At 72.0% G+C, this 25,937-nt stretch carries 20 protein-coding genes; 13 read left to right on the plus strand and 7 right to left on the minus strand.

Going from position 1 to position 25,937, the window contains the following annotated elements:
• The first annotated feature begins 108 nt into the window (after window positions 1-108).
• A complete protein-coding gene (fdhA, locus tag EUA98_RS05080; RefSeq protein ID WP_130101584.1) occupies window positions 109-1,323 on the plus strand; it encodes a formaldehyde dehydrogenase, glutathione-independent in 1,215 nt (404 codons plus the stop codon).
• A gap of 135 nt (window positions 1,324-1,458) precedes the next feature.
• Here the strand turns inward: fdhA and EUA98_RS05085 are convergent, their stop codons facing one another.
• Window positions 1,459-2,457 (minus strand): LacI family DNA-binding transcriptional regulator, encoded by a 999-nt coding sequence (locus EUA98_RS05085; protein WP_130101585.1) that lies wholly within the window; start codon window positions 2,455-2,457, stop codon window positions 1,459-1,461.
• A gap of 236 nt (window positions 2,458-2,693) precedes the next feature.
• On the opposite strand from EUA98_RS05085, the gene EUA98_RS05090 reads away from it, so the two are divergent.
• From EUA98_RS05090 to EUA98_RS05115, 6 genes are all read left to right on the plus strand, one after another.
• On the plus strand, window positions 2,694-3,983 hold the full coding sequence (locus EUA98_RS05090; protein ID WP_130101586.1) for an ABC transporter substrate-binding protein: 1,290 nt from the start codon (window positions 2,694-2,696) through the stop codon (window positions 3,981-3,983).
• 9 nt (window positions 3,984-3,992) lie between these two features.
• Complete coding sequence (locus EUA98_RS05095; protein ID WP_130101587.1) at window positions 3,993-5,009, plus strand: carbohydrate ABC transporter permease; 1,017 nt, start codon at window positions 3,993-3,995, stop codon at window positions 5,007-5,009.
• A gap of 8 nt (window positions 5,010-5,017) precedes the next feature.
• Complete coding sequence (locus EUA98_RS05100) at window positions 5,018-5,896, plus strand: carbohydrate ABC transporter permease (protein WP_130101588.1); 879 nt, start codon at window positions 5,018-5,020, stop codon at window positions 5,894-5,896.
• A 116-nt stretch (window positions 5,897-6,012) separates the two neighbouring features.
• Window positions 6,013-8,457 carry a beta-xylosidase/alpha-l-arabinosidase gene (locus EUA98_RS05105; protein ID WP_242511285.1) on the plus strand — a complete coding sequence of 815 codons (2,445 nt, stop codon included), beginning with the start codon at window positions 6,013-6,015 and terminating at the stop codon, window positions 8,455-8,457.
• Window positions 8,454-10,070 carry a glycoside hydrolase family 43 protein gene (locus EUA98_RS05110; protein ID WP_130101589.1) on the plus strand — a complete coding sequence of 539 codons (1,617 nt, stop codon included), beginning with the start codon at window positions 8,454-8,456 and terminating at the stop codon, window positions 10,068-10,070. The genes EUA98_RS05105 and EUA98_RS05110 overlap by 4 nt, the downstream gene beginning before the upstream one ends.
• The gene (locus EUA98_RS05115) at window positions 10,067-11,320 is read left to right on the plus strand and encodes an endo-1,4-beta-xylanase (RefSeq protein ID WP_130101590.1); all 1,254 of its coding nucleotides are present in this window, start codon (window positions 10,067-10,069) and stop codon (window positions 11,318-11,320) included. The genes EUA98_RS05110 and EUA98_RS05115 overlap by 4 nt, the downstream gene beginning before the upstream one ends.
• Before the next feature lie 71 nt (window positions 11,321-11,391).
• On the opposite strand, the gene EUA98_RS05120 is transcribed toward EUA98_RS05115, so the two are convergent.
• Window positions 11,392-12,252, minus strand: coding sequence for a hypothetical protein (locus tag EUA98_RS05120; RefSeq protein ID WP_130101591.1), 861 nt, complete (start codon window positions 12,250-12,252; stop codon window positions 11,392-11,394).
• Between the two features lie 196 nt (window positions 12,253-12,448).
• Between EUA98_RS05120 and EUA98_RS05125 the strand changes: the two genes are divergently transcribed.
• The gene (locus EUA98_RS05125; protein ID WP_130101592.1) at window positions 12,449-13,786 is read left to right on the plus strand and encodes a nitroreductase/quinone reductase family protein; all 1,338 of its coding nucleotides are present in this window, start codon (window positions 12,449-12,451) and stop codon (window positions 13,784-13,786) included.
• Between the two features lie 103 nt (window positions 13,787-13,889).
• On the plus strand, window positions 13,890-14,933 hold the full coding sequence (locus EUA98_RS05130) for a DMT family transporter (RefSeq protein WP_130101613.1): 1,044 nt from the start codon (window positions 13,890-13,892) through the stop codon (window positions 14,931-14,933).
• A 10-nt stretch (window positions 14,934-14,943) separates the two neighbouring features.
• Here the strand turns inward: EUA98_RS05130 and EUA98_RS05135 are convergent, their stop codons facing one another.
• The 3 genes from EUA98_RS05135 to EUA98_RS05145 all read right to left on the minus strand — a co-directional run bounded on the left by EUA98_RS05135 (window position 14,944) and on the right by EUA98_RS05145 (window position 17,543).
• The gene (locus tag EUA98_RS05135) at window positions 14,944-16,083 is read right to left on the minus strand and encodes a HAMP domain-containing sensor histidine kinase (protein ID WP_130101593.1); all 1,140 of its coding nucleotides are present in this window, start codon (window positions 16,081-16,083) and stop codon (window positions 14,944-14,946) included.
• Entirely contained in the window at window positions 16,080-16,814 is a 735-nt protein-coding gene (locus tag EUA98_RS05140; protein WP_130101594.1) for a response regulator transcription factor, read from the minus strand. The genes EUA98_RS05135 and EUA98_RS05140 overlap by 4 nt, the downstream gene beginning before the upstream one ends.
• 102 nt (window positions 16,815-16,916) lie before the next feature.
• Window positions 16,917-17,543, minus strand: coding sequence for a DUF305 domain-containing protein (locus tag EUA98_RS05145; RefSeq protein ID WP_130101595.1), 627 nt, complete (start codon window positions 17,541-17,543; stop codon window positions 16,917-16,919).
• A 268-nt stretch (window positions 17,544-17,811) separates the two neighbouring features.
• Between EUA98_RS05145 and EUA98_RS05150 the strand changes: the two genes are divergently transcribed.
• The 4 genes from EUA98_RS05150 (at window position 17,812) to EUA98_RS05165 (ending at window position 21,744) form a co-directional block, all read left to right on the plus strand.
• Window positions 17,812-18,090: an SHOCT domain-containing protein gene (locus EUA98_RS05150; RefSeq protein ID WP_130101596.1), complete on the plus strand. Its 279-nt coding sequence runs from the start codon at window positions 17,812-17,814 to the stop codon at window positions 18,088-18,090.
• 2 nt (window positions 18,091-18,092) lie between these two features.
• Window positions 18,093-19,571 carry a multicopper oxidase family protein gene (locus EUA98_RS05155; RefSeq protein ID WP_130101597.1) on the plus strand — a complete coding sequence of 493 codons (1,479 nt, stop codon included), beginning with the start codon at window positions 18,093-18,095 and terminating at the stop codon, window positions 19,569-19,571.
• Window positions 19,572-19,786: 215 nt separating this feature from the next.
• Complete coding sequence (locus EUA98_RS05160; RefSeq protein ID WP_130101598.1) at window positions 19,787-20,257, plus strand: hypothetical protein; 471 nt, start codon at window positions 19,787-19,789, stop codon at window positions 20,255-20,257.
• A 62-nt stretch (window positions 20,258-20,319) separates the two neighbouring features.
• Window positions 20,320-21,744, plus strand: a complete 1,425-nt coding sequence (locus tag EUA98_RS05165; protein WP_130101599.1) for a 4Fe-4S binding protein — start codon at window positions 20,320-20,322, stop codon at window positions 21,742-21,744.
• Between the two features lie 209 nt (window positions 21,745-21,953).
• On the opposite strand, the gene EUA98_RS05170 is transcribed toward EUA98_RS05165, so the two are convergent.
• Both EUA98_RS05170 and EUA98_RS05175 read right to left on the minus strand, forming a co-directional pair.
• Window positions 21,954-24,218 carry an MMPL family transporter gene (locus tag EUA98_RS05170; protein WP_130101600.1) on the minus strand — a complete coding sequence of 755 codons (2,265 nt, stop codon included), beginning with the start codon at window positions 24,216-24,218 and terminating at the stop codon, window positions 21,954-21,956.
• Between the two features lie 181 nt (window positions 24,219-24,399).
• Window positions 24,400-25,937: helix-turn-helix domain-containing protein (locus EUA98_RS05175; protein WP_130101601.1), on the minus strand; the 1,538-nt coding region annotated here is incomplete at its 5' end.

The raw sequence follows: 25,937 nt of genomic DNA on the forward strand, positions 1-25,937 counted from the left end.
TTGGGTAACGAAGGTGCAACGGTCACGAGCCCCGCTGGACGACGGAGGCGGACCCACACCCCGCTCGTGACGCTCGAGGAAGAGACGGTCAGAGAAGAGGAGCAGTTCATGGCAGGCAACAAGGCAGTCGTGTACCAAGGGCCCGGCAAGGTCTCGGTCGAGACCATCCCGTACCCCACGTTGGAGCTGCAGGACGGCCCCGGCGTCAACCCGGCCAACGTCGGTCGCAAGGTTCCCCACGGAGTGATTCTCAAGGTCGTGTCGACGAACATCTGCGGCAGCGACCAGCACATGGTGCGCGGCCGCACCACCGCCCCGGTCGGGCTCGCGCTCGGCCACGAGATCACGGGCGAGGTCATCGAGGTCGGCCCGGACGTCGAGTTCATCAAGGTCGGCGACCTGTGCTCGGTGCCGTTCAACATCTCGTGCGGGCGATGTCGCAACTGCAAGGAGGGCAAGACCGGCATCTGCCTGAACGTCAACCCCGACCGGCCAGGCTCGGCGTACGGCTACGTCGACATGGGTGGCTGGGTCGGCGGGCAGTCCGAGTTCGCCCTGGTCCCGTACGCCGACTGGAACCTGCTGAAGTTCCCGGACAAGGACCAGGCGATGGCGAAGATCCTCGACCTGACCATGCTGTCGGACATCTTCCCGACCGGGTTCCACGGCGCATTCACCGCGGGCACCAAGCCGGGCAGCACCGTCTACATCGCTGGCGCGGGCCCCGTCGGCCTCGCAGCCGCGACGTCGGCCCAGCTTCTCGGCGCGGCCGTGGTGATCGTCGGCGACCTCAACGCCGAGCGGCTCGCGCAGGCCCGGAGCTTCGGGTGCGAGACCGTGGACGTCTCGAAGGGCGACCCGCGCGAGCAGGTCGAGCAGATCCTCGGCGTCCCCGAGGTCGACTGCGCGGTCGACGCCGTCGGGTTCGAGGCGCGCGGGCACGGCGCCGGCGCGGCCCACGAGGCACCGGCCACGGTCCTCAACTCGCTGATGGAGCTCACCGCGGCCGGCGGCGCGCTCGGCATCCCCGGGCTGTACGTCACGGGCGACCCGGGTGCGGTCGACGCCGCCGCGAAGGTGGGATCGCTGTCGATCAGCCTGGGCACCGGCTGGGCCAAGTCGCTCAGCTTCACGACCGGGCAGTGCCCGGTGATGCGGTACCACCGCGGGCTGATGCAGGCGATCCTGCACGACAAGGTGCAGATCGGGAAGAACGTCAACGCGACGGTCATCCCGCTCGCCGAGGCGCCGCGGGGATACTCCGAGTTCGACCAGGGCGCTTCCAAGAAGTACGTCCTTGACCCGCACGGCCTGCTGAGCTGAGCAGCTGCTCACCTCGGTACCGAAGCGGCAGGTGCGGCCTCCCGGATCGATTCCGGGAGGCCGCACCTGCGCCCGAGATGAACCCGACGGTCCCGGTCAGCGGGCAGCGCGGGCGGCGTGGGCCGAGCGCGCTGACTAGCGCGGCGCGGCCGTCGAGCCCCGGACCACCAGGGAGGTCGGCAGGCGCACGTGCGTCTGCTCGACCGGACGGCCCTCGAGCAGGGCGATGAGCATCGTGATCCCGGCCGCGCCCATCTCCTGGATCGGCTGGTGCACGGTGGTGAGCGGAGGCGTGGTCCGGATGGACTCGGGGATGTCGTCGAACCCGACGATCGACAGGTCACCCGGCAGGTCGAGGCCCAGCTCCCGCGCGACGTCCATCGTGCCCATCGCGGACAGGTCGTTGGCGGCGAAGATCGCGGTCGGCCGGTCGGGGTGGGTCAGGAGCGCCGTGGCCGCGGCGCGCGCGGCGTCCCGGCGGTAGTCGGCGACGCGAATGAGGTCCGGATCGGCCTCCAGACCCGCCTCGGCGAGCGCCTGACGGAATCCTGCCTCGCGCAGCCGGGACGACTCCAGGTCCGGGCGGCCGGCCATGAAGCCGATGCGTCGGTGGCCCAGGTCGATGAGGTGTCGCGTCGCGAGCACGGCCCCGGCGAGGCTGTCGGCGTCGACCATCGGCAGCCCCGCCGGGCCGGCGTGGGGGTCGATCGACACGAGGGGCACGCCCGGGTCGGCGTCGACGACCGACGGCGTGACGATGAGCGCCCCGTCGATGAGGGTGCCGCTGAGCCGGGACAGGGACCGCCGCTCCCACCCCGCGCCGCGGCTCAGCCGGCTCCCGGTGTAGGCGAGCAACTCGTAGTCCGTGTCGGCGAGCGCAGCCGCGGTCCCCTTGAGGATCTCGGCGCTGAACGGCTCGAACTCGGCCACGAGGATACCGATCACGTTCGTCCGGTGCGAGCGCATGCTGCGGGCGACGAGGCTCGCCTCGTACCCGAGCTCCTTGACGACCTCCTGCACCCGCGCCGAGGTGGCGACGGCGATGCCGTACCTGCCGTTGATCACCTTGGACACGGTCGAGACGGAGACGCCGGCCGCGAGGGCGACGTCGGTGATCGTCGCTCGGCGTGTCATGAGCGGAAGCCTACCGTTAGGAAAACGTTATCGATATCGATTGACGTGTCCGTGTCGGGTCTGCAACAGTGGCGCTTGCGCCCCACTGTCGACGAAGACGAGGTGTCGACGACGACGAGGCGTGTGTGCAGCACGGCTGGCACGGGCGGATGCACCGATGGCAGTTGCGGTCCTCGGTTCGCCCGGTATGGGCCGACCTTTCAACTCTGGGTTACTCAACGAAGAGGACAGATCTCATGAATTCTCGGAAGCTCCTGGCGGTCTCGGCTGCCATGTTGATGGGTGTCGCGGGGCTCACAGCCTGCGGCGGCGGCGACGAAGGTGGCACCGACTCCGCCGATGGCGACGTGTCGATGACGTTCTGGCACAACTCCACCACGGGTGAGGGCAAGGCCTACTGGGCCGCCACGGCCGCCGACTTCGAGGCGGCGAACCCGGGGGTGACGATCAAGATCCAGGCCATCCAGAACGAGGACATGGACGGCAAGCTGCAGACCGCCCTGAACTCGGGCGATGCGCCGGACATCTTCATGGCGCGCGGCGGCGGCAAGCTGGCCGACGTCGTCGCGGCCGGGCAGGCGCAGGAGGTCACGATCGACGAGGCCACCCGCACCGCGGTGGGTGACGCGGCGTTCAGCGCGTTCACCGTCGACGACACGGTCTACGGCATGCCGATGTCGATCCTCCCGGGCGGCATCTACTACAGCAAGGACCTGTTCGCGCAGGCCGGCATCACCGAGACGCCCGCCACGATCGAGGACCTCGAGGCCGCGGTGGACAAGCTCAAGGCCGCCGGGATCTCCCCGATCGCCCTCGGCGCCAAGGACGCGTGGCCCGCTGCGCACTGGTACTACTTCTTCGCACTGCGCGCCTGCTCGCAGGACACCCTCGACAAGGCCACCGCCGACATGACGTTCGACGACCCGTGCTGGGGGACCGCGGGCGACAACCTCGCGGCGTTCTCCGAGACGGAACCGTTCAACGACGGCTTCCTGACCACCACCGCCCAGCAGGGTGCCGGCTCGTCGGCCGGCCTGCTGGCCAACCACGAGGCGGCCATGGAGCTCATGGGCGCCTGGAACCCCGGCGTGATCGCCTCCCTGACCCCGGACACCAAGCCGCTGGCCGACCTGGGCTGGTTCCCGTTCCCGGAGATCGCGGGCGGCGAAGGTGAGGCCGGCGCCATGATGGGCGGCCTCGACGGCTTCTCCTGCTCCAAGGACGCCCCGGCTGCGTGCTCGGACTTCCTCAACTTCGCGATGCAGCAGAAGTACCAGGAGGGCTACGCCAATGCCTTCCACACGCTGCCCGCCAGCCAGGACGCGCAGAGCGTCGTCACCGAGCCGGCCCTCGTCGAGGTCCTGGCGTCGTACAACGAGGCGCCCTACGTCTCGCTGTGGCTCGACACGCTGTACGGCCAGAACGTCGGCAACGCGCTGAACGCGGGCGTGGTCAACCTGCTCGCCGGTCAGGGCGACTCGGCGGCCATCGTCGAGTCCGTGGTCGACGCCGCGGCGAAGGAGTAGTCGCACACCATGAGTGACTCCTTGGGCGAGGGCAAGCTCGCCGTGATGTCGTCGCCCGAGGGGCCCGCTGCGGGCGGGGACGGTGCCGGTCCGGCGCCGTCCCCGGCCCGGCGGTCGAAGGGGCCGGACTGGCGCAAGCGCCTCGAGATCGTGCTCCTGGCCGGTCCGGCGATCCTGATGTTCGTCACCTTCGTGATGTTCCCGGTCGTGCTGGCGGCGTACTACGGGTTCTTCAAGTGGAAGGGCTTCGGCCCGCCGACCGATTTCGTGGGCCTGCAGAACTACGTCACGATCTTCCAGGACGCCACGTTCCAGGACGCGCTCCGGCACAACGCCGTCATCGTGGTGCTCTCGTTGGCCCTGCAAGGTCCCGCCGCGGTGCTGCTGGCGCTGCTGCTGAACCAGAAGATGCGCGGCCGCTCGCTCGTGCGGGTGCTGATCTTCGTGCCGTACGTGGTCTCCGAGGTGATCGTCGGCACGGGCTGGAGCCTCATGCTCCAGACCAACGGCGCGATCAACGACCTGCTCACCAAGGCCGGGCTGCCGGGCTGGACGGTCGACTGGCTCTCCGACCCCCAGGTCGCGATCTGGTCCCTCATGCTCATCATCACCTGGAAGTACATCGGCTTCGCCGTGATCCTCTTCCTGGCCGGCCTGCAGAGCATCCCCACCGAGCTCTTCGAGGCGGCCGCCATCGACGGCGCCACCTACTGGCAGACGCAGCGGCGCATCACCCTGCCGCTGCTCGGCCCGACGATCCGGATCTGGGCGTTCCTGTCGATGATCGGCGCGCTGCAGCTGTTCGACCTCGTCTACATCATCTGGGGCCAGTACGTCGCCGCGACGGCCGGAACCTCGACGATGGCCACCTACATGGTAGTCAACGGCCGCAACGCCGCGAACTACGGCTTCGGCAACGCCGTCGCCGTGGTCCTGTTCCTGATCTCGCTCGTCATCGCCCTCACCTACCAGCGGTACGTGCTCAGTCGCGACACCGAGGGTGCCCTCACGGAAGGAAAGAAGTGATGGCGACGATGACCGCGCCTCCCCTGAGCCCGACGTCCCCGCGCCCGGAGGGCTCGCGCAAGCGGCCCAGCCTGGACCGGGCCAGCTGGCTCACGTACGTGATCGCGTTCGCCCTGGTCGGCATCTGCATCGGGCCGGTGCTGTACATCATCATCGGCGGCTTCCGGACGAACGCCGAGATCACCACCGACCCGTCGGGCTGGCCGAGCACGTGGCAGTTCGTCAACTACGCCGAGGTCCTGGAGAGCTCGATCTTCTGGCGCCAGGTCGCCAACTCGGTCATCTGCGGTGTGTTCACCACGCTCGGCGTCGTCGTCCTGGGGGTGGCGGCCAGCTTCGTGCTCGCCCGCTACAACTTCTCGGGTCGCAACGCGATGTACGCACTCTTCGCCGCCGGGCTGATGTTCCCGATGACGGTCGCGATCACCCCGCTGTACATCATGATCCGGGGCCTGGGCCTGAGCGACAGCCTGGCCGGCATCATCCTGCCGCAGGTCGCGTTCGCCCTGCCGACCACGATCATCATCCTGGTGCCGTTCCTTCGGGCCATCCCCAAGGAGCTCGAGGAGGCCGCGGCGATCGACGGCGCGAGCCGGCTCGGGTTCTTCTTCCGGATGGTCGTGCCGCTCTCGCTCCCGGGGGTCGTGACGGTCGGGATCCTGGCCTTCATCGCGAGCTGGAACAGCTACATGCTCCCGCTGTTCATCCTCAACAACGAGTCGATGTACACGCTGCCGCTCGGGGTCCAGGCCTTCGCCTCGCAGTACTCGGTGGACACCGCCAGGGTCCTCGCGTTCACGTCCCTGTCGATGATCCCCGCGCTGGTGTTCTTCTCGCTCTTCGAGCGACGGATCATCGGCGGCCTGTCCGGCGCCGTCAAGGGCTGAGGCCCGAGCCCGACGACGGCGGACGCACCGCCGCCGTCGGGCAGACCCCGCACGCCACCACCGCTCCCCTGCCCCTGTTGGACGCCCGCGCGTCACGACGAAAGAGAAGGCCACCCGTGTTCGACGCCGCCCCCGCCCTGCCCCGCGTGTCCGAGCGCGTGCGTGCGCTCCACGCGCAGATGACCCTCGAAGAGAAGCTGGCCCAGCTCGTCGGCTACTGGCTCGACCAGAACGGCACGGTCGCGCCGATGCAGTCCGAGATGGCCGCCGGCCAGCTGGGCTCCAGCGCCCTGGGCGAGATCACCGAGCACGGCATCGGGCACTACACCCGCGTGTACGGCACCCGCCCGGTGGACCCGGCCGAGCGCGCCGCCTGGCTGTGGGCCGAGCAGCGCCGCCTCAAGCGCGAGACGCGGCTGGGGATCCCCGCCCTGATCCACGAGGAGTGCCTCACCGGCCTGGCCGCGTGGAAGGCCGCCACCTACCCGACCCCGCTCGCGTGGGGTGCGTCGTTCGACCCCGAGCTGGTCCAGCGCAGTGCGCGGGCGATCGGCGACTCGATGCACCAGCTCGGCATCCACCAGGGCCTGGCCCCGGTCCTCGACGTCATTCGCGACCCGCGCTGGGGCCGGGTCGACGAGTGCATCGGCGAGGACCCGTACCTGGTCGGCACCATCGGCACCTCCTACGTCCGCGGCCTGCAGGAGGCCGGGGTGCACGCCACGCTCAAGCACTTCGTCGGCTACTCGGGCTCCCGGTCCGGCCGCAACCACGCGCCCGTGAGCGCGGGTCCCCGTGAGGTCGCCGACGTCTTCCTCCCGCCGTTCGAGATGGCGGTCCTCGACGGCGGCGCCCGGTCGGTGATGAACTCCTACAACGACGTCGACGGCGTGCCGATGGCGGCGAACACCGAGTACCTCACGACCATCCTGCGCGAGCGGTGGGGCTTCGACGGCGTCGTCGTGGCGGACTACTTCGCGGTCGCCTTCCTGCAGGTCATGCACGCGATCGCCGCCGACCGCGGCGAGGCGGCCGCGCTCGCGCTCGAGGCCGGCATCGACATCGAGCTGCCCACCGGGGACGCCTACCTGCAGCCGCTGGCGGACCGGGTCCGCGCCGGCGCGCTCGACGAGGCGTTCGTCGACCGGGCCGTGCTGCGGGCGCTGGCGCAGAAGGAGGAGCTGGGCCTGCTCGACCCCGAGGCGTTCGAGGACGAGCCGCCGAGCGCGATCGACCTCAACTCCGCCACGCACCAGCGGCTGGCCCGCCGCCTCGCCGAGGAGTCCGTGGTCCTGCTGTCGAACGACGGCCTGCTGCCGCTGAACCGGCCGGAGCGGGCGCCGGGGCGCATCGCCGTCGTCGGCCCCAACGCCCATCGCGCCGAGGCGCTGATGGGCTGCTACTCGTTCGCCAACCACGTGCTGGCCCACAATCCCGAGGTCCCGATCGGGTTCGAGATCCCGACTGTCCTGGAGGCGCTCGGCACGGCGTTCGCCGACGTCGGGCGGCGCCAGCCCGAGCTGGTGTTCGCCGAGGGCTGCACCGTCGAGGGTGACGACACCTCCGGGTTCGCAGCCGCCGTCGCCGCCACCCGGGACGCCGACGTCGCCGTCGTCGTCGTCGGTGACCAGGCCGGCTTGTTCGGCCGCGGCACCGTGGGCGAGGGGAACGACTCGGAGTCGCTCGAGCTGCCGGGCGTGCAGCGTCAGCTCGTCGAGGCGCTGCTGGCGACCGGTACGCCGGTGGTCATGGTGCTGCTCACCGGGCGCCCGTACGCGATCGGCTGGGCGCTCGACGGCGCCGGTCAGACGGCGAAGCCGGGCGCGGTGCTGCAGGCGTTCTTCCCGGGCGAGGGCGGCGGGCTGGCCATCGCCGACGTCCTGACCGGGCGGGTGAACCCGTCGGGGCGCCTGCCGGTGTCGATGCCGCGGTCGACCGGCGCACAGCCGTACTCCTACCTCCAGCCGATCCTCGGGGGGCCGTCCGACGTGACATCGACCGACCCGACGCCGCTGCGCCCGTTCGGCTTCGGCCTGTCGTACACCCAGTTCACCTACACCGATCTTGTGGTCGACCCGTCGGTCGAGGCCGGCGGCACGTTCACCGCCACGGTCACCGTGACGAACACGGGCACCGCGGCGGGCACCGACGTCGTCCAGCTGTACGGGCACGACGTGCTCGGCTCGCTCCCCCGGCCCGTGGCGGCACTGCTCGGTTACGCGCGCGTCGAGCTCGAGGCCGGGCTGTCCAGCCGCGTGACGTTCTCGGTGCCGACCACCCGGTTCGCGTTCTCCGACCGCCGGGTCGTCAGGATCGTCGAGCCCGGCGACGTCGAGGTGTGGGTCGGTGCGCACGCCGCGGCGTCCCTCGCCCGCACGAGCATCACGGAGTCCACCGGCGGCGTGATCTCGAACGGCAAGGCCACCGAGAAGCGGGAGATCCCGGGGACTGCCACGGCCCGCGCCGTCGTCGCGATCACGGGCACCGTGCACGAGGTCACCACGGCCGACCAGCGCTGGGTCGAGGTCAAGGCGGTCGAGGCGGCGGTGCTGGCGTCGTGACGGTTGCGCGCAACCCCCTGCTGCCCGGGTGCTACCCCGACCCGACGATCTGCCGCGTCGGGCCGGACTACTACCTCGTGACGTCGACCTTCGAGTACGCGCCCGGCCTGCCGGTCTTCCACAGCGTCGACCTGGTGAGCTGGGAGCAGATCGGCCACGTCGTCGACCGGCCCGGCCAGCTCGACTTCGCCGGGATCGGCTCCTCCGGTGGGCTGTACGCGCCCACGCTGAGGCACCACGACGGCGTCTTCTGGTTGATCTGCACGCTCGTGACCCGGCAGGACGACGCCCGGGACGGCAACTTCGTCATGACCGCGACCGACCCGGCCGGTCCGTGGTCCGACCCGGTGTGGCTCGACGCCGACGGCATCGACCCGTCGATCTTCTTCGACGACGACGGTCGGGTCTGGGTGCACGGCACCCGGCTGGCCCGCGAACCCGCGTGGCACGACCAGACCGAGGTGTGGGTGCGGGAGCTCGACCGCCGGACCATGACGCTCGTCGGACCGGAGCACGTGGTCTGGAACGGTGCCCTGAAGGACGTCGTGTGGGCGGAGGCGCCGCACCTGTACAAGGTGGAGGGCACGTACTACCTCCTGGCGGCAGAGGGCGGCACCGAGTTCCACCACGCCGTCTCGGTCGCACGGGCCGACTCGGTCACGGGCCCGTACACGGGCAACAAGGGCAACCCGATCCTCACCCACCGGCACCTGGGCCGGGAGTCCGACGTCGTGGGCACCGGGCACGCCGACCTCGTCCAGGCCGTGGACGGCAGCTGGTGGGCCGTCCTGCTGGGGATGCGCCCGTACGGCGGCTACCACTACAACCTCGGCCGCGAGACGTTCCTCGTGCCCGTCACGTGGGAAGACGGCTGGCCGGTGTTCGCCCCGGGGGTGGGGCGGGTCCCCACCGAGGTCGACGTGCCGTTCGCCGGGCCGGTGCACCTCGGCCTCGCCCAGGGCGGCGCCTCCGGGGTGGTCCCGCCCGGTGACCTGCGGTGGACGTCGCTGCGCCGGCCGGCCGCCGAGTTCGCATCCGCGTCCGGTGACGGCTGGGACCTGACGATGCGACCGACCACGCTGGCCGACCCGGAGACCCCGGCGTTCCTCGGCGTGCGCCAGCAGCACATGGACCTCGACGTGCGCGCGACCGTGCGGGCCGACCTCGCCGACGGGGAGGACGTCGGCCTCGCCGTGCGCCAGTCGGAGGACGACCACGTGCGGGTGTTCGTCACCGGCACCGCCGGCACCGCCAGCACAGACGACACCGCCGGCACAGACGGCACCGCTGGCACAGACGACGAGGCGCGCAGGGTCGTGGCCGTGCTTCGCCGGGCCGGCGTCGAGACCACGCTCGGCGAGCTGACCCTCACGGGGGCCGCCGACGCGCCGGTGACGCTGACCGTGAGCGCCCGGGGCCAGGACTACGCCCTGCTCGCCGGCGTCGCCGGTGACGAACCGCGACCGGTCGCGGTCGCCGACGCGCGCACGCTGGACAGCGGCGCGACCGGGGGGTTCCTCGGGTTGTGGATCGGCGTGTACGCGACCAGCAACGGCCGCCCGACGGCGACGATCGCGCAGGTGCAGCGGTTCGAGTACGTCCCGGCGACATGAGTCCGGCCCACGCGATGCGGCACCGCATCGGCGAGGCGACGGTCACGGTGCTGCGCGCGGACGGCCGACCGCTGGCCGGTCTCGAGGTCACGGTCGCGCAGCGTCGGCACGCGTTCGGGATCGGCAACATCGGGTTCGACCTCATCCCGCTCGCCAACGGGGAGCCCTCGGCGCCCGGGTCCGCGGGCGCGTCTGCGGTCGGTGGGCTCGAGCACCTGGCCGACCTGTGGTTGGACGTCTTCAACACCGCGACGCTCCCGTTCTACTGGGGTCGGTTCGAACCGCAGCGCGGACGGCCAGACACCGAACGACTGCGCCGCACGGCGCAGTGGTTCGTCGAGCGCGGGGTCGCGGTCAAGGGCCATCCGCTGGTGTGGCACACGGTGACCGCGCCCTGGCTGCTCGACCTGTCCACGGACGAGATCGAGCAGGCCCAGCGGGACCGCATCCGCCGCGACGTGAGCGAGTTCGCCGGGCTGATCGACACCTGGGACGCGATGAACGAGGCGGTGATCATGCCGATCTTCGACAAGGAGGACAACGGCATCACCCGCCTGTGCCGTCGCAACGGCCGCATCCCGACCGTGCGGCTCGCGTTCGAGGAGGCCCACGGGGCGAACCCGGGCGCCACGCTGCTGCTCAACGACTTCGACCTGTCGTCCGCCTACGAGTGCCTCATCGAGGGCGTGCTCGAGGCCGGCGTCCAGATCGACGTCATCGGCCTGCAGAGCCACATGCACCAGGGGTACTGGGGCGAGGAGAAGACCCTCGCGATCCTCGACCGGTTCGCGCGCTACGGCCTGCCGATCCACTTCACCGAGACCACGCTCCTCTCGGGGCACCTGATGCCGCCCGAGATCAAGGACCTCAACGACTACCAGCTCCCGGCGTGGCCGTCGACGCCCGACGGCGAGGCGCGGCAGGCCGACGAGGTGGTGCGCCACTACACGACCCTGGCCGCCCACCCCGCCGTCCAGGCCGTCACCTACTGGGGGCTGACCGACGACGGCGCCTGGCTGGGGGCGCCCGGCGGGCTCGTGCGGGCCGACGGGACACCGAAGCCGGCCTATGACGCGCTGCGGGCCCTGGTCAAGGACGCGTGGTGGCTCGCCCCGACCAGGATGACGACCGACGACGTCGGCCGCGTCACCGTCCGCGGCTGGCTCGGCGACTACGAGCTCGCCGTCGGCGGTACGACGCAGGGGTTCGCCCTGACCGGCGCGGGCGAGGTCGAGATCCGGCTCGAGTGAACCTCTGCCCGGCCCGGATCACCCGCGGCGCTCGACGGCGCATCCTGGGTTCCGAGACGAGCCGCAGGGCGTCAGTCCGGGCACCTCTGGAGGAGCCGATCAATCTCCGTCGCCCGATTGCTGGTGTCGTTGCGCCGCTGCGCCCGCCTCACGACCGTGCTCTTCAGGTCGAGCAGGCGGGCGCGTAGCTCCGGACCAAGCGCGTCGCAGTCGTCCCCGATCGTGGCGGCGAGGGCTCGGATCCCCATCTCTTGGGTGAAGCCACGTGCCCCGAACATCGCTTCGGCCACCTGCGTGGCCCTGCCGGGGTCGCGATGGGTGGAGGCCCACGCGAACCCGGCGAGGCGCATCCCCTCGTCCTGGCTCGCGAGGTGCCCGGCGAGATCGAACTCCGGCTGGTCGCGCAGGTCCTCAGCCATCTCGTTCCACGCATCGGTCTGCTCCGTGTCGCGCTCGGAGGTTCTCGCCTTGAGATCGCGGCGGACTCGCTCGTACCTGGCCGCGGCCGCCAGCGCGTCCCGGGCCTCGCTCTTCGCGGCCGTGGCCGTCTCGTTGGCGCGGCCCGCCTCGTCGGTCGCCCAGTCCGCCTTCCGCTCGACGAGCTCCAGGCGGCGCTTCACGGTCAGCCCCGACACGGAGACCTCGGCGAAGAACGCGCTCATCGCGAGCACGACCAGCGCGCCGACGACGACGACCGGCGGGTCGTTCAGCGCCAGGTGCCGGCAGACCGTCTCCACCTCACCCGCGTCCGTCAGGTGCTGGTCGCAGACGCGGACGAGCGGGAACATCACGAGCAGCGCCGTTGCTCCCAGCACGATCACCGCGACGGCGATCCAGTCACCCACGGATCGCTTGGACACGAACTGACGCAGGCTGGCCCGGACCCCAGCCGAGGTCGCGTCGGCGTCGGACGGCGTCGCGGGCTGGCTCATGTGAGTCACCGCCGGTCCCTGCCCATCACGCACCACCCCACGAGACGATGGTCCCGCCAAGCCGGCGAGGTGGCATCCCGGGCGTACCTCGACCTGGTCCGTGACCTTCGGCCCTGTGTCCACTCCCGGCGGCGACCGGAGGCTGGAGGTGCCGCGGACCGGTTCAGCCGCACGTCCAGGGAAGGCAGGCACCGCGATGAGGGCACAGCATCCCCGTGAGATCGCCCCGGGCGTCTACCTGGCCCTCGGTCGAGGCCTGACCAAGACGAACGTCTACCTGGTGCGATCCGGTTCCTCCTGCGTGCTCGTCGACGCCGCCTGGCCCGGAAGCGCAGCGGCGATCCGGGCCGCGGTCGAGTCGGTGTGCGGGCGGGGCGCCCGTCCGAGCGCCATCGTGCTGACCCACCTCCACCCCGATCACGCCGGCTCGGCGCGGGAGCTGGCACACGACTGGGCGGTGCCGGTCTACGTGCACCCCGACGAGCTGCCGATGGCTGGCCCCGACTACCCCATGGAGTACGCCAACCCGGTGGACCGTCGGCTGAGCGCCGTCCTGCTGCGGGTGCTCCCGGCCAGGTCCAGGGCGCGGCTGCGGGCGAGGAACGACCTGACCGGCGTGGTGCAGGCGCTCGACTCCCAGGGGGTCGTCCCGGGGCTACCCGAGTGGTCGTCCGTACCGACGCCGGGTCACACACCGGGCCACGTCGCCCTTCACCGTCCGGGTGACGGCGTCCTGCTCACGGGCGACGCTGTCCTGACCGTGAACGCCAACTCGGTCTGGGACCTCGTGCGCGGCCAGCAGCGGCTCGCCGGTCCGCCGCGCTACTTCACCTGGAGCTGGGCCGGCGTCACGGAGTCCGTCGCGACCCTGGCCGCACTCGAGCCACGAGTGCTGGCGACCGGCCACGGCACCCCGTTGAGCGGCGCCGGGACGGCCGAAGCGCTGCGCTCCCTCGCCGCCGAGCTGGCCGGGGGCAGTTCCCGAGCGACGTGGCCGCACGTCGACTGGCGAACGAAGACCGGCCTCTTCAAAGCCGTCGACTACACCGCCCGGGTCAGCTACCGGCCTCCACCGGCCGTCTACCGGCGCGTGCAACGGTGGGCACCGATCGTCACCCGGCTGGGTGTCAGCCCGGACTACGTGGTGACCCTCGAGGTACCGGGCCGCCGTTCCGGCGTGATCCGGCGGACCAGCCTCGTCCAGGTCGCCCAGGGCTCGGCGCGCTACCTGGTCGCCCTGGCCGGCGAGTCGGAATGGGTCCGCAACGTGCGAGCCGCCCGCGGTCGCGTCGTCCTCGGTCGGCGGGAGCGGCGGATCGCGACCCTCGTCGAGGTGCCACCGGAGGAGCGAGCTCCGATCATCCGGGCGTACCTCCTCCGGGCCGGGCGACGCCCGGGCTCGACGGCGGTCGCGAACGAGGCCCGCGGCTACTTCGGCGTGAGCGCAGACCCGAGGCTGGACGAGATCCGGCCGATCGTCGAGCGCTACCCGGTCTTTCGCGTCGAAGACGGCCGGGACCCGGGTCCGGCCTGACGGAGGTGCCTTCGTGAAAGGATCTGCGCGTGCACGCAGATCCTCACCCCGTCCCGCTCGCCACGACGAGCGGGGACGTCGACCTCGCGGGTGACAGAGCGTGATGCTGGTCAGCCTCCGCAACCGGGGGGTCCAGGCGGCGCTGGTCTCGGCGGCGCTGTTCGGCGCCGGGACACCGCTGGCCAAGCTGCTCCTCGGTGATGTCAGCCCGTGGATGCTTGCGGGGCTGCTCTATTGCGGATCCGGCCTCGGCCTCGGCCTGATCCGGGTCGTCCGTCGCTCACCACGGGTGCTGCTGGCACGAGGTGAGCTTCGCCCGCTCGCGGGCGCGATCGTCTTCGGCGGGATCCTCGGGCCGGTGTTGCTGATGCTCGGGCTGTCGAACCTGCCCGCCTCGGGGGCTTCCCTGCTGCTGAACGCCGAGGGCGTGTTCACCGCGCTGCTGGCGTGGTTCGTGTTCAAGGAGAACGTCGACCGACGCGTCGCCCTCGGGATGCTCGCGATCGTCGTCGGCGCCGTCGTGCTCGCCATCCCGACCGGCGCGGACCTCGGCCGGGTGTGGCCCTCGCTCGCGATCCTCGGCGCCTGCCTGTGCTGGGGTCTGGACAACAACCTGACCCGGAAGGTGGCGCTCGCCGACGCGACCTGGCTCGCCGCCGTGAAGGGCGCGGTCGCGGGACCGGTGAACATGGTCCTCGCGTTCGCGCTCGGGGCGCAGCTTCCGGCGACGCAGCACGTCGTCGCGGCCATGGGGATCGGGCTGTTCGCGTACGGCGTGAGCCTCGTGCTCTTCATCGTCGCGATGCGCCACGTCGGCACGGCCCGCGCGGGCGCCTACTTCTCCATCGCGCCGTTCTTCGGTGCCCTGCTGGCGATCGCCCTCGGCGAGAGCCTCACCTGGCCGCTCGTCGTGGCCGGGATCTTCATGGCGGTCGGGGTCTGGCTGCACCTCACCGAGCGCCATTCGCACGAGCACACCCACCACGCGCTCACCCACGAGCACCGGCACACCCACGACGCGGAGCACCAGCACGAGCACGCCGAGCCCGTGCCCGCGGGGGCCTGGCACACCCACGAGCACACGCACCCGGCGATCACCCACACCCACGAGCACTACCCCGACGCGCGCCACCGCCACGCCCACTGAGCCGACGGAGCTACCCCGCGGCGCCGTCCCGTGCCACGGGGAGCACCACGGTGAACACGGCGCCACGTCCGGGTCCCTCGCTCTGCGCGGTGATCGTGCCGCCATGGGCCTCGGTGATGACCTTGGCGATCGCCAGTCCGACCCCGGACCCGCCGTGCGCGCGGTCGCGGGCGGTGTCGACCCGGTAGAACCGGTCGAACACGTGCGGCAAGTGCTCGGCGGGGATGCCCTCGCCGTCGTCGGCCACCACGATGCGGACCGCACCGCCCGCTCGATCGACCATCAGGTCGACCCGCCCACCGGTGGGGGTGTGGCGCAGGGCGTTGTCGAGCAGGTTGGTGAGCACCTGCGCGATGCGGTCCGCGTCGGCGTCCACCAGCGCGGCCTCCGCGGTCGGCGCCACCCGGACGCCCAGGTTCACGCCGCCGGTCTCGTAGCGACCCGTGGCCTGGGCCGCGGCGTCGGCGACCATCTGCGCGACCGCGACCGTGGTGCGTCGCATCGTCAGGCGCCCCTCCTCGGCCGTGGTGACCAGGGCGATGTCCTCGCTCAGACGCGACAGCCGGGCGACCTGGTCGCGCAGCATGGCCAGGGTCGGCGCGTCGGCCTGCTCGAACCCTTCGGCGATCGCCTCGAGGTAGGCACCCAACGTGGCGACCGGGGTCCGCATCTCGTGGGCGAGGTCGCCGAGCATCTGCGAGCGGCTCACCTCGATCCGGCCGAGGTCGCCGGCCATCGTGTTGAACGCCTCGGCCAGGTCGTCGAACTCGGTGCCCATCCCCACCGCCGGGACCCGGGCGGCGTAGTCGCCGTCGGCCACCCGCCCGGCGGCCTCGGTCACCGGAGCCACCGAGCGGGCGATGCGGCCGGTGAGGAACAGGCTCACCGCGATCGAGGTGAGCAGGGCCGCCAACAGCGCGAGCGCGAGCGACAGGGCCGAGGCGGTCCGGAACGCCTCCTCGGCATGCAGGGTCGCGAAGGCGGTCGCGCCCCCGAGGTGGGTCATGTGGTCGCGGAAGATGGCGGGACCGACGACGGCGACCACCACCCAGGCGGTCACGCCCCCGACGACGACCACCAGCACGATCGCCAGCAGCAACCGGGTGCTCAGGTCCCGCCGACCACCCAGGCCGGGCCAGCGCCGGCTCATCGGCCCGGGCCCATCCGGTAGCCCACCCCGCGCACGGTCCGGATGAACACCGGCGCCGCCGGGTCGTCGCCGAGCTTGCGGCGCACGTGCCCGATGTGCACGTCCACGAGGTGCTCGTCCCCCAGCCACACCCCTCCCCAGACCGCCTCGATGAGCTGGCTCCGGGTGAAGACCCTGCCCGGCTGGGCCGCGAGCGCCGCCAGGACGTCGAACTCCGTGCGGGTGAGGTCCACGAGGGCACCGGCCACCCGGACCTCCCGGCCGACGACGTCGATCGACAGCTCCCCGAAGGAGGTCGCCTGCTCCGGGGAGGTGGCGGGCACGTCGATCCGCGGTCGGCGCAGCATGGCGCGCACCCGCGCGACCAGCTCGCGGGGGGAGAACGGTTTGGTGAGGTAGTCGTCCGCCCCGACCGACAGGCCCACCAGCTTGTCGATCTCGTCCACCCGCGCGGTGAGCATGACGATGTAGCAGTCGGAGAAGGTCCGCACCGCGCGGCAGACCTCCACGCCGTCCACGCCGGGCAGACCCAGGTCGAGCACGATGACGGCCGGATCCCATTCGCGGGCCTGGGTGATCGCGTCCTGGCCGTCGCCGGCGGTCCTCACCTCGAAGCCGTCGCGGTCGAGGTAGCCGGCGACCAGCCGCGCGAGCGGCACCTCGTCGTCCACGACCAGGACGCGCGGCCGTGGCACGGGAGCGGGACGTGGCCCGGTGGCGGAAGCTGGCATGTGCTCATCTTGACGCCCCGCGCCGGCCGACCACCGCACGCCACCGGTGCCGTGCCGGGGCTTCATCGAATCTTCATCGACGCCGGGCGACCCCGCTCGGGCCTAGCGGGCCTGGAGGAGCTGCTCCATCTCCGTGATCTCGGCGTTCTGCGCCTCGATGATCGCCCGCGCGAGCGCGAGCGCCTGCGGGCTGGACCCCGAGGCGAGCTCGGCGTCGGCCATCTCGATCGCGCCGCGGTGGTGCTCGATCATCAGCTCGAGGAAACGTCGGTCGAAGCCCTCGCCGGTCGCCGCCGTGAGGTCGGCCATCGCCTCGTCCTGGCTCAGCCCACCCATGTCCATGCCGCCCATGTCCATCCCGTCCATGTCGACGTCGGCCGCGCTCTGCTCGCCCCACGCCACGAGCCAGGACGTCATGTCGAGGATCTCGGGCTCCTGGGCGGCGGCGATCCGCTCCCCGAGGGCCTTCACCTCCGGGGCGCCGGCCACCCGGGCTGCGAGGTCCGCCATCACGATGGCGCCCTCGTGGTGCACGACCATGTTCTGGGTGAACTCGACGTCGACGTCGTTGTGGGCGTCCTCGATGCCCGAGGTCGGCGCCGTGGGCGCGGAGGCGCTCATCGAACCGGCACTCGCGGCGGGTTCGCCGCCCTGGCTCGCGCAGCCGGACAGGGTGACGGCGAGGACGAGGATGCCGCCAAGGACGCTCGTGCGGGTCGTGAGGTTCATCGCGGTTCTCCCAGGTGAGGTCCTGACTGACCCCGCGGCGGCGTGCACCACCGGCGGTCGCGCCCCGCTCGGAGCAGGACGGTCCAGGGTCGTCGGCCCACCCCGCAGGGACCATCGAGGTTCGATGAAGTTCCCATGAAGATCCGGCTCCGTGGGGCCCCGGGGCTGGGTTGTCGGGCCCCGTCGTCCTACGCTCGAGTGATACCCCCTGCGGTATGAAGGAGCGGTCGGGGCGTCGGTGCAATCGGTGGGTCGGACGGGAGCGGACATGGGCAACGGCTATGGCATGAACGGCGGCATGGGCTGGGGTTGGATCTTCGGTCTGGTCGCGCTGATCGGGATCGTCCTGCTCGTCGTCCTGCTCGTCCGGCTGGTCGGCGGCGGGAGCCGGCCCGGGCCCTCCCCCACGCCGCCGACGCCGCCCGCAGACGCGCCGGCGCCCGTCGGGCGGAGCCGCGCCCGCCAGGTGCTGTCCGAGCGGTACGCCCGCGGGGAGATCGACACCGCGGAGTACCAGGAACGCCTGCAGCACCTTCAGGACGAGTAGCCGTGGAGCCGATCGATCGCCGTCAGGCGCTCCAGCTCGGCCTGCTGGGCGTGGCCGGAGTCGTCATCGGCGGTGCCGGGCTGTTCGAGATGCGCACCCAGGCGCCGCCGTGGTCCGGCCCGTCGTCCGTCGCGGGGTCCGGCGGCCCGACGTTCGTCGAGCCGTCCGTGCTGAGCAGCCGCGACGGCGTCCTGCGCGTCGAGCTGCAGGCGGCCGAGGGGGAGGTCACCCTGGCGGGGCGACGTGCCACGGCGCTGAGCTTCAACGGCCAGGTGCCCGGGCCGACCCTGCGGCTGCGGCCGGGCGAGACGTTGCAGGTGGCGATGGTCAACCGCCTCGCCACCCCGACGAACCTGCACGTCCACGGGCTGCACGTCTCCCCGCAGGGCAACAGCGACAACCCGTTCGTCACCGTCGGCCCGGGTGAGAGCGTCGACTACGAGTTCCAGATCCCGACCGACCACCCGCCGGGCACGTACTGGTACCACCCGCACCGGCACGGATCGGCCGCCGACCAGGTGTTCGGCGGCCTGTACGGCGCGATCGTCATCGCGGGCGATCACGACCCAGCGAGCGCGCGCGATCGGCTCCTGGTCGTCTCGGACCTCACCCTCGACGGCGCCGGCCGCGTGGCCGAGGCGTCCACGGCTGACTCGATGATGGGCAGGGAGGGCGACCTCGTGCTCGTCAACGGCCAGCGCGACCCGCACCTGTCGGCCCGACCGGGCGAGCGTGAACGGTGGCGGGTGGTGAACGCGTGCACGTCGCGCTACCTGCGCCTGGAGCTGCCCAGGCAACACGTCCAGCTGCTCGGCCTCGACGCCGACGCCCGCGTCCGCCCGCTCGACATCGAGGAGGTCCTGCTCGTTCCCGGCGGCCGCGCCGACCTGCTGGTCACCGCGCAGGCCGGCACCAGCATGCTGCGCTCGCGGGGCTACGACCGCGGCTCGCCGGGCATGGGCATGATGGGCGGCCGCGCGTCGTCGTCGGGCCCGGTCACGCTCGCGACCCTGACGGTCGCCGGCCGCGCGGCCGCGGCCCTGCCCGACGTGCCCGATCGCGCCCGCCCGGCCGACCTGCGCGGTCGGGAGCCGTCGCGGCGGCGCGAGCTCACCCTGGGTGCCGGGATGGGGGCCGGCATGGGCGCGGGGATGGGCATGCGCTTCACGATCGACGGCAAGGAGTTCGACCACCGCCGCACGGACCAGGCGGTGCGGGCCGGCGCCGTGGAGGAGTGGACCCTCCGGAACACCGCGCCGATGGACCACCCCTTCCACCTGCACGTGTGGCCGATGCAGGTGGTCGAGCAGGACGGCGCCCCGCTCACGGAACCGACCTGGCGCGACGTCGTCAACGTCCCGGCCGGCGGCCAGACCGTCGTGCGGATCGCGTTCGACGACTTCACCGGGCGCACCGTGTACCACTGCCACATCCTCGACCACGAGGACGCCGGGATGATGGGCGTCGTCGAGGTCACCTGAGCCCACGAGCCCCGGGGATCAAGGACTGACATGCGAACCATGAAGGTTCCTTGAAGGTCCGGCCCGGCGCCCCACCTGTCCCGCTCCGGCGGCAGATCGGCGGCCTACGGTCGGCAGCGTCGACGGCAACGCACTGACCTCGCCCGCGACGACCGTCCGCGACCGAGGAGCTGCACGATGACGACGACCACCCCCGACGTGACCGGGTCGCGCGGATGACCGGCGCCGAGACCGCCGCGGCCGGTCGTCCCGGTGCGCTCGCGATGCGGCTGGCTCACGCCGCGGTGATCGTCGGACTCACCGCGCTGCTCACCGCAGGGGTGGCCCCCACCGCGGTCGCGGAGCCCCGGGCGACCTCGACCCGTGGGGCCGCCACGGCGCCGACCGAGAGCGGCGATCCGATGCCCGGGATGGACATGCCGGAGCATGACACGGCACCGGAGCACGCACCGGCGCAGGAACCGCCCGCGCACGATATGGAGGGCATGACCACGCCGGCCGAGGACCTGCCCGGGGCGGTGGACGAGCACACCGGCGCCGTTGCGCGACCACGGGGCCTCGTGCTCGGCACCTTCGCGGCGGTCAACGCCGCGGTGCTGCTCTCTGCCGCCCTCGTGCGTCGGCGCACCAAGCACGACCCCGACCGCCGCCGTGCCGCCCGCCTGGCCGCGCCGGCCACCGCCTGACTCCCGCCTGACTCCCGCCTGACTCCCGCCTGACCGCCGCACGGAATCCCAAGGACCTCCCCATGCCCGCACCCGCCCCGGTTCGCCCGCACGATCACACCGTCGACCCCGACGGGCGCGAGGACCTCTCCCTCGCCCCGGTGGGCCGCAACCTGCTGACGATCCCGCTGGTGCGCCGAGCGCTCCGCAGCCGCTGGTACCCCGGCATCCTGCAGCTCCCGGTCGCCGCCGTGTTCGGCCTGGTCGCCTACCAGCTGCTGCTCGGACCCGACGCCGCCCACGACAACCCCGGCACCGCCCTGATGTGGGTGCTGTGGTGGCCGCTGATCCCGATCGTGTTCGTCCTGGTCGGACGCTTCTGGTGCGCGGTCTGCCCGTTCGGCGCCCTGTCAGACCTGGTGCAGAAGCTGGTCGGCGCCCAGCGGCCGGTCCCGGTCTTCCTGAAGAAGTACGGCATCTGGATCATCGACGCCTCGTTCCTGATCATCACCTGGTCCGACCACGTGTGGGGGGTCGTGGAGTCGCCCTGGGGCTCCGGGGTGCTGCTGCTCATCCTCACCACCCTCGTGATCGCCTCCGGCGCGTTCTACCAGCGGCGCACCTTCTGCCGGTACCTGTGCTTCCTCGGCGGAATGGCCGGCAACTACGCCCGCGTCGGCATGGTCGAGCTCCGCGCGGACAGCGCCATCTGCAAGACCTGCACCGCGCGGGCGGTCTGCTACAACGGCAACGACAAGGTCGCCGGCTGCCCGCTGTTCAGCTTCCCGCGCACCATGGACGACAGCGCCAACTGCAACCTGTGCGCCAACTGCATCAAGTCCTGCCCGAACGACGCCATCGAGCTCCGGGTCCGCAAGCCCGCCAGCGAGCTCTGGTTCATCCGCAAGCCCCAGCTCGAGCAGTCGTTCCTCGCCGCAGCGATCATGGGCATCGTCCTGATCCAGAACGTCACGATGCTCGAGGTCTGGCAGGACGTGCTCGACGCGATCGAGCGGACCACCGGAGTGACCAGCTACCCGGTGATCTTCACGGCCGCGTTCGTGATCGCCGTCGGCCTCCCGGTCGCTCTGCTCGCCGGCGCGTCCCGGCTCGCCGCCGCCCGCAACCTCGAGAGCACCCGGATGAACTTCGCGCGCTTCGGGTACGCCCTGATCCCGCTGGACGTGGCGGCCCACATCGCCCACAACCTGTTCCACCTGCTCGCCGAGGGCAAGTCCGTCTACTACACGCTCACCGCCCTGCTCGGGGGCCAGTCCGACGGCGGTTCCACGGCCCTGGTGAGCACGGGCACCATCCAGGTGCTGCAGTTCGTCCTGCTCGCGGTGGGCATCGTCGGGTCGCTCTACACCGCGCGGCGCATCGCCCACCGTCGCTACCAGACCGCCGCCCGACGACGCACCACCCTCGCGCCGTACGTCGCGATCATCGGCCTGCTCGGCGCGCTCAACGTCTACTTCTTCCTGCTGCCGATGGCCATGCGGATGTGACCTGAACACCGGAGCACGCCGTCGTTCGCCACCGGACGGCTGCGCGCCCGACGCGCGGCAGCATGACGAGCAGTGCGCCCGGGGTGACTTCGGCCACGGACCGGGTCGTGTCGCCGCCCTATGGAGCGCATGCCGTCCTTGGAGCGCGAGACCGCGGGGTGGGGCTGGCCGAGGTCGGCCGGCTCCACCCCGCGGGGTGTCGTGCAGGCTCAGGCGGTGGTCGGCCGGGTCGAGCCCGCGTCCGCGCCCACGGGGTGTGCGGCGGCGTCGAGCGGATCGCTGTCGTCGTCGGCCTCCGGGGCGCCCTCGACGGACAGGTGCGGGGTGAGGCGGTCGGCCCAACGGGGGTAGGCCCAGTTGCGGTCGCCGATCAGCTTCATCAGGGCCGGGACCAGGGTCAGGCGCACCACGAACGCGTCCACGAGGACCGCGACGGCCAGGCCCATGCCGATCATGGCCACGATCCGTTCGCCGGTCAGCGCGAAGGACGCGAACACGCAGAACATGATCATCGCGGCGGTCGTGATGACCCGCCCGGTCTCGGCGACGCCCACCCGCACCGCGCGAGCGTTGTCGCGGGTGTGAGTCCACTCCTCGTGCATGCGGCTGACCAGGAACACCTGGTAGTCCATCGAGAGCCCGAACATGATCCCGACGATGAGGATGGGGATGATGTAGATGATCGGCGCCCCGCCACCCACCCGCAGCAGCTCGGTGCCCCAACCCCACTGGAACAGGGCCGTGGTCACGCCCATCCCGACCAGGATGGTCGCGATGTTGCTCACCGCGCCGACCAGCGGCACCAGGATGCTGCGGAACGCCATCGCCAGGAGCAAGAACCCGAGCAGGGCGATCAGGGCGAGGTACAGCGGGAGCTTGCTCATCAGCGCGTGCGCCAGGTCCATGCTCACCGCGGCGGTCCCGGTGACGCTGACCTGCAGGTCGGTGCCGGTCTCGGCCGCGGGGATCACGTCGTCGCGCAGGGTGGTGATCAGGTCGGTGGTCTCGTTCGCCTGGGGGCTGGAACCCGGGGTGATCGAGGCGACCGCGACCTGCTGGCCCGGCACGTACGGAGCCGCACCGACGGTCGTCACGTTGTCCACCGACGACAGCTGGGCCACGAGATCGGTGAACGCGGCCCCCGCGGCGTCGTTCGGCGTGGTGGCCACGAGCAGCACGGCGTTGTCGTACCCGGCGCCGAAGCCGGTGGACATCAGGTCGAAGTACTCCCGGGTCGGCGACCCGGCCGGGTCCGCGCTCGCGTCGGCGTCTCCGACGTTCAGGCTCAACACCGGCGCGGCCAGCACCAGCACCAGCAGCAGCGCGCCGGCAGCCATGCGGCGCGGGGCTCCCTGGACCTTCAGGGCCCACCGGGTGGACCGACCGGGCGTGACGGCGCGGCCAGCCACGGTCGACGGGACCGCGGTGCTCGCCGGGGTCGTGCCGGCGGTCAGCTGAACGAGCTCGGCGCGCTGGCGCTTGGACAGGATCTTCGGCCCGATCATCGCCAGCAGCGCGGGCAGCAGGGTGACCGCCGCGGCCACCGTGAACAGCACGGTCAGCGCCGCGGCCCGGGACATCCCGGTCAGCACGCCCAGGCCCACCACGAACATGCCGAGCAGCGCGACGATGACCGTGAGGCCGGCGAAGATGACCGCCCGCCCGGAGGTGTCCAGCGCCTGCGCGATGGCCTCGGGGACGCTCTTGCCTGCCATCAGCGCCTTGCGGTGGCGGTTGACGATGAACAGCGCGTAGTCGATGCCCACGCCCAGACCGATCAGCGCCCCCATCGTCAGGCTAGTCGCGCTCAGGTTCATCCAGTTCGAGGCCAGGACCACGATCAGCATCGAGACACCGACGCCGGCCAGGCCGGTCAGGATCGGCAGTACCGAGGCCCACATCGAGCGGAACATCAGGAACAAGATGGCGAAGGCGGCGATGATCCCCAGCGCCTCCGGGCCGTGCGAGCCGCCCGGCTGCACGTAGAACGCCTCACCGCCGACCGCGGTCTGCGTCGTGGAGCTGTCCAGGCCGTGCGCGGCCGCCGAGATGGCATCGATGTCGACGCCGTCCTCCACGGTGACCGTGGCGAACGCGGTCCCCGTCGCGGCGCTGATCTGGGTCGTCGCCGCCGGGTTGGTCGCGTCGTAGGGGCTGGCCACCGCCTGCACCCCGGGGATCGCGGCGACCTCGGAGGCCATCGCGGCTACGTCGGCCTGCACCGAGGGGTCGTCGATCGAGAGCCCGTCGACCTGCCACACGATGTTCCCGGTCGTCGTCGAGGACTCCGCGTACAGCCCGGCCTGCGCCAGGATGCCGTACGCCGTCGTGGACTCCGCGGCCGGCGCGTCACTGGAGTCGTTGAAGCTCGCCCCCACCCCGACGGTGAGGCAGACGAGCCCGATGAAGGCCACCACCCACAGCCCCAGGACGGTGCGCTTTCGCCGGGAGCACCACAGCGCCAAGTTCTTCACGAGAGGACCTTTCAACGGATCGGACAAGGTGTCGGATCCATCCTCACGACAACGGATACGCCCGGGCATCGGCCCAGCGCGGTCGCCGTGTACCGCGGTTGACGTACACCCCGTAGCCCGGACGCGGGTCACGTGCAGCGAGCCGACCGGAAGCTGCCGATCGTGCCGAGCGCGGGTCGAGCTACGACAGGTCGAGCTGAGCCAGCTCGCCGCGCGACGTGACGCCGGTCTTGGCGAAGCAGTTGCGCAGGTGGAAGGCGACGGTCCGGGGCGAGACCCAGCACCGTGCGGCGACCTCCTTGTTGGACAGGCCCTGGCTCACGAGCTGGGCGACCTGGAGCTCCGTGGGCGTGAGCCGCACGAGCGTGGAGACGTCCCGCCTGCGCGCTGTCTCGCCCGACGCGCGCAGCTCGTGGGTCGCCCGCGTGACCAGGGGCTCGGCGCGCAGGTCCTCGAAGGTCCCCAGGGCCCGGCGCAGGTGCGGGCGCGCCTCGACGCGTCGCTGGGAACGGCGCAGGTGCTCGCCGTAGGCCAGCTGCGTGCGCGCGAGGTCGTAGGGCCGGTTCGCCCGCGCGTAGTGCGCCAGGGAGCTCTCGAAGAACGCAGCGGCACCTGGCCCGGCCGACACCAGGGCCCGCCCGTGGTCGACCGCCCCGAGCGCCCAGGGCCACTGGGTCGCGTCGGCGAACGGGACCAGCTCGTCGACCCACAGCGTGGCCTGTCGAACGTCATCGGCCCGCACCGCGGCGCCGATGCGATCGAGCGCCGCCATCCGGGTGAGCGCGGGAATTGTGATCCGGCTGAGCTGGTGATGCGCGGCACCGGTCGCCCCCGCCTGCGCGGATCGCACGCCCGCCGCCCATCGCCGGAGGTCGCTCGTCGGGCCGGAGAGGATCCCGAGCGGGTGCCGTTCCGCGACGTCGTCGAGATCCACCCGCGGATCCTCAGGGGCGTCCGCGCCCCGCAACGCAGCGAGGAGGTCCAGCAAGGCCAGGGGGGTCGCCGAGAGCGCCGTCTGCCCGGCGCCGACGCTGAGCGCGAGCGCCTCGTCGGCCACGCTCCGGGCCGCCGCCCATTGCCCGGACAGGAGCAGCGGGAACGCCAGCCGGGGCAGCGCGTAGAGCACCGTCATCCCCGCGCCCGTCTCGCGAGCGGCGCCCAGCATGCCGGCGAAGCACCGTTCGGCCGCCAGGTCGTCGCCGAGGTGGAGCGCGGACTGGCCGAGGTGCGCCAGGACATCGGGACGGGCGTCGGCGAGCCTGTGGTCCAGGGCCTGGTGAAGCCCGTCGACGGCGTCCGCCCAGCGTCCCCGCGAGGCCGCCGTCATGGCGACCAGCAGCAGCTTCAGGGTGGCCGTGGAGGGGCTGTCGCCGGTGACCGGGTCGGTGGTGATCGCGCCGGCATCGAGCACGAGGCCGCTGTCTGCGCCGTAGGCGGCGAGCCCGGTGGCGGCCACGGCGAGGTCGAGGGCGCGCTCCGGCGAGTGGTCGGCGACGGCCGCGGCGGCCGTGACGAAGATGCGGTGCGCCGCCGCGCCGGATCCGACGTTGACCTCGATGCGCCCCCGGAGGCGGTCGACGTCGGCTCGCAGGACGGGGTCGTCCGTCTGCTCCCGCGCCGCTGCGGCCAGGGCGCGGGCGCGGGCGGGCTGCGCCGAGGCCCAGGCGTTGCGCCCGCCGGCGAAGCAGCGCTCGGCCCGCGGTCCGGCTCCTGCCGTCA

It is taken from the genome of Pengzhenrongella frigida (assembly GCF_004168625.1).
Lineage (GTDB): Bacteria > Actinomycetota > Actinomycetes > Actinomycetales > Cellulomonadaceae > Pengzhenrongella > Pengzhenrongella frigida.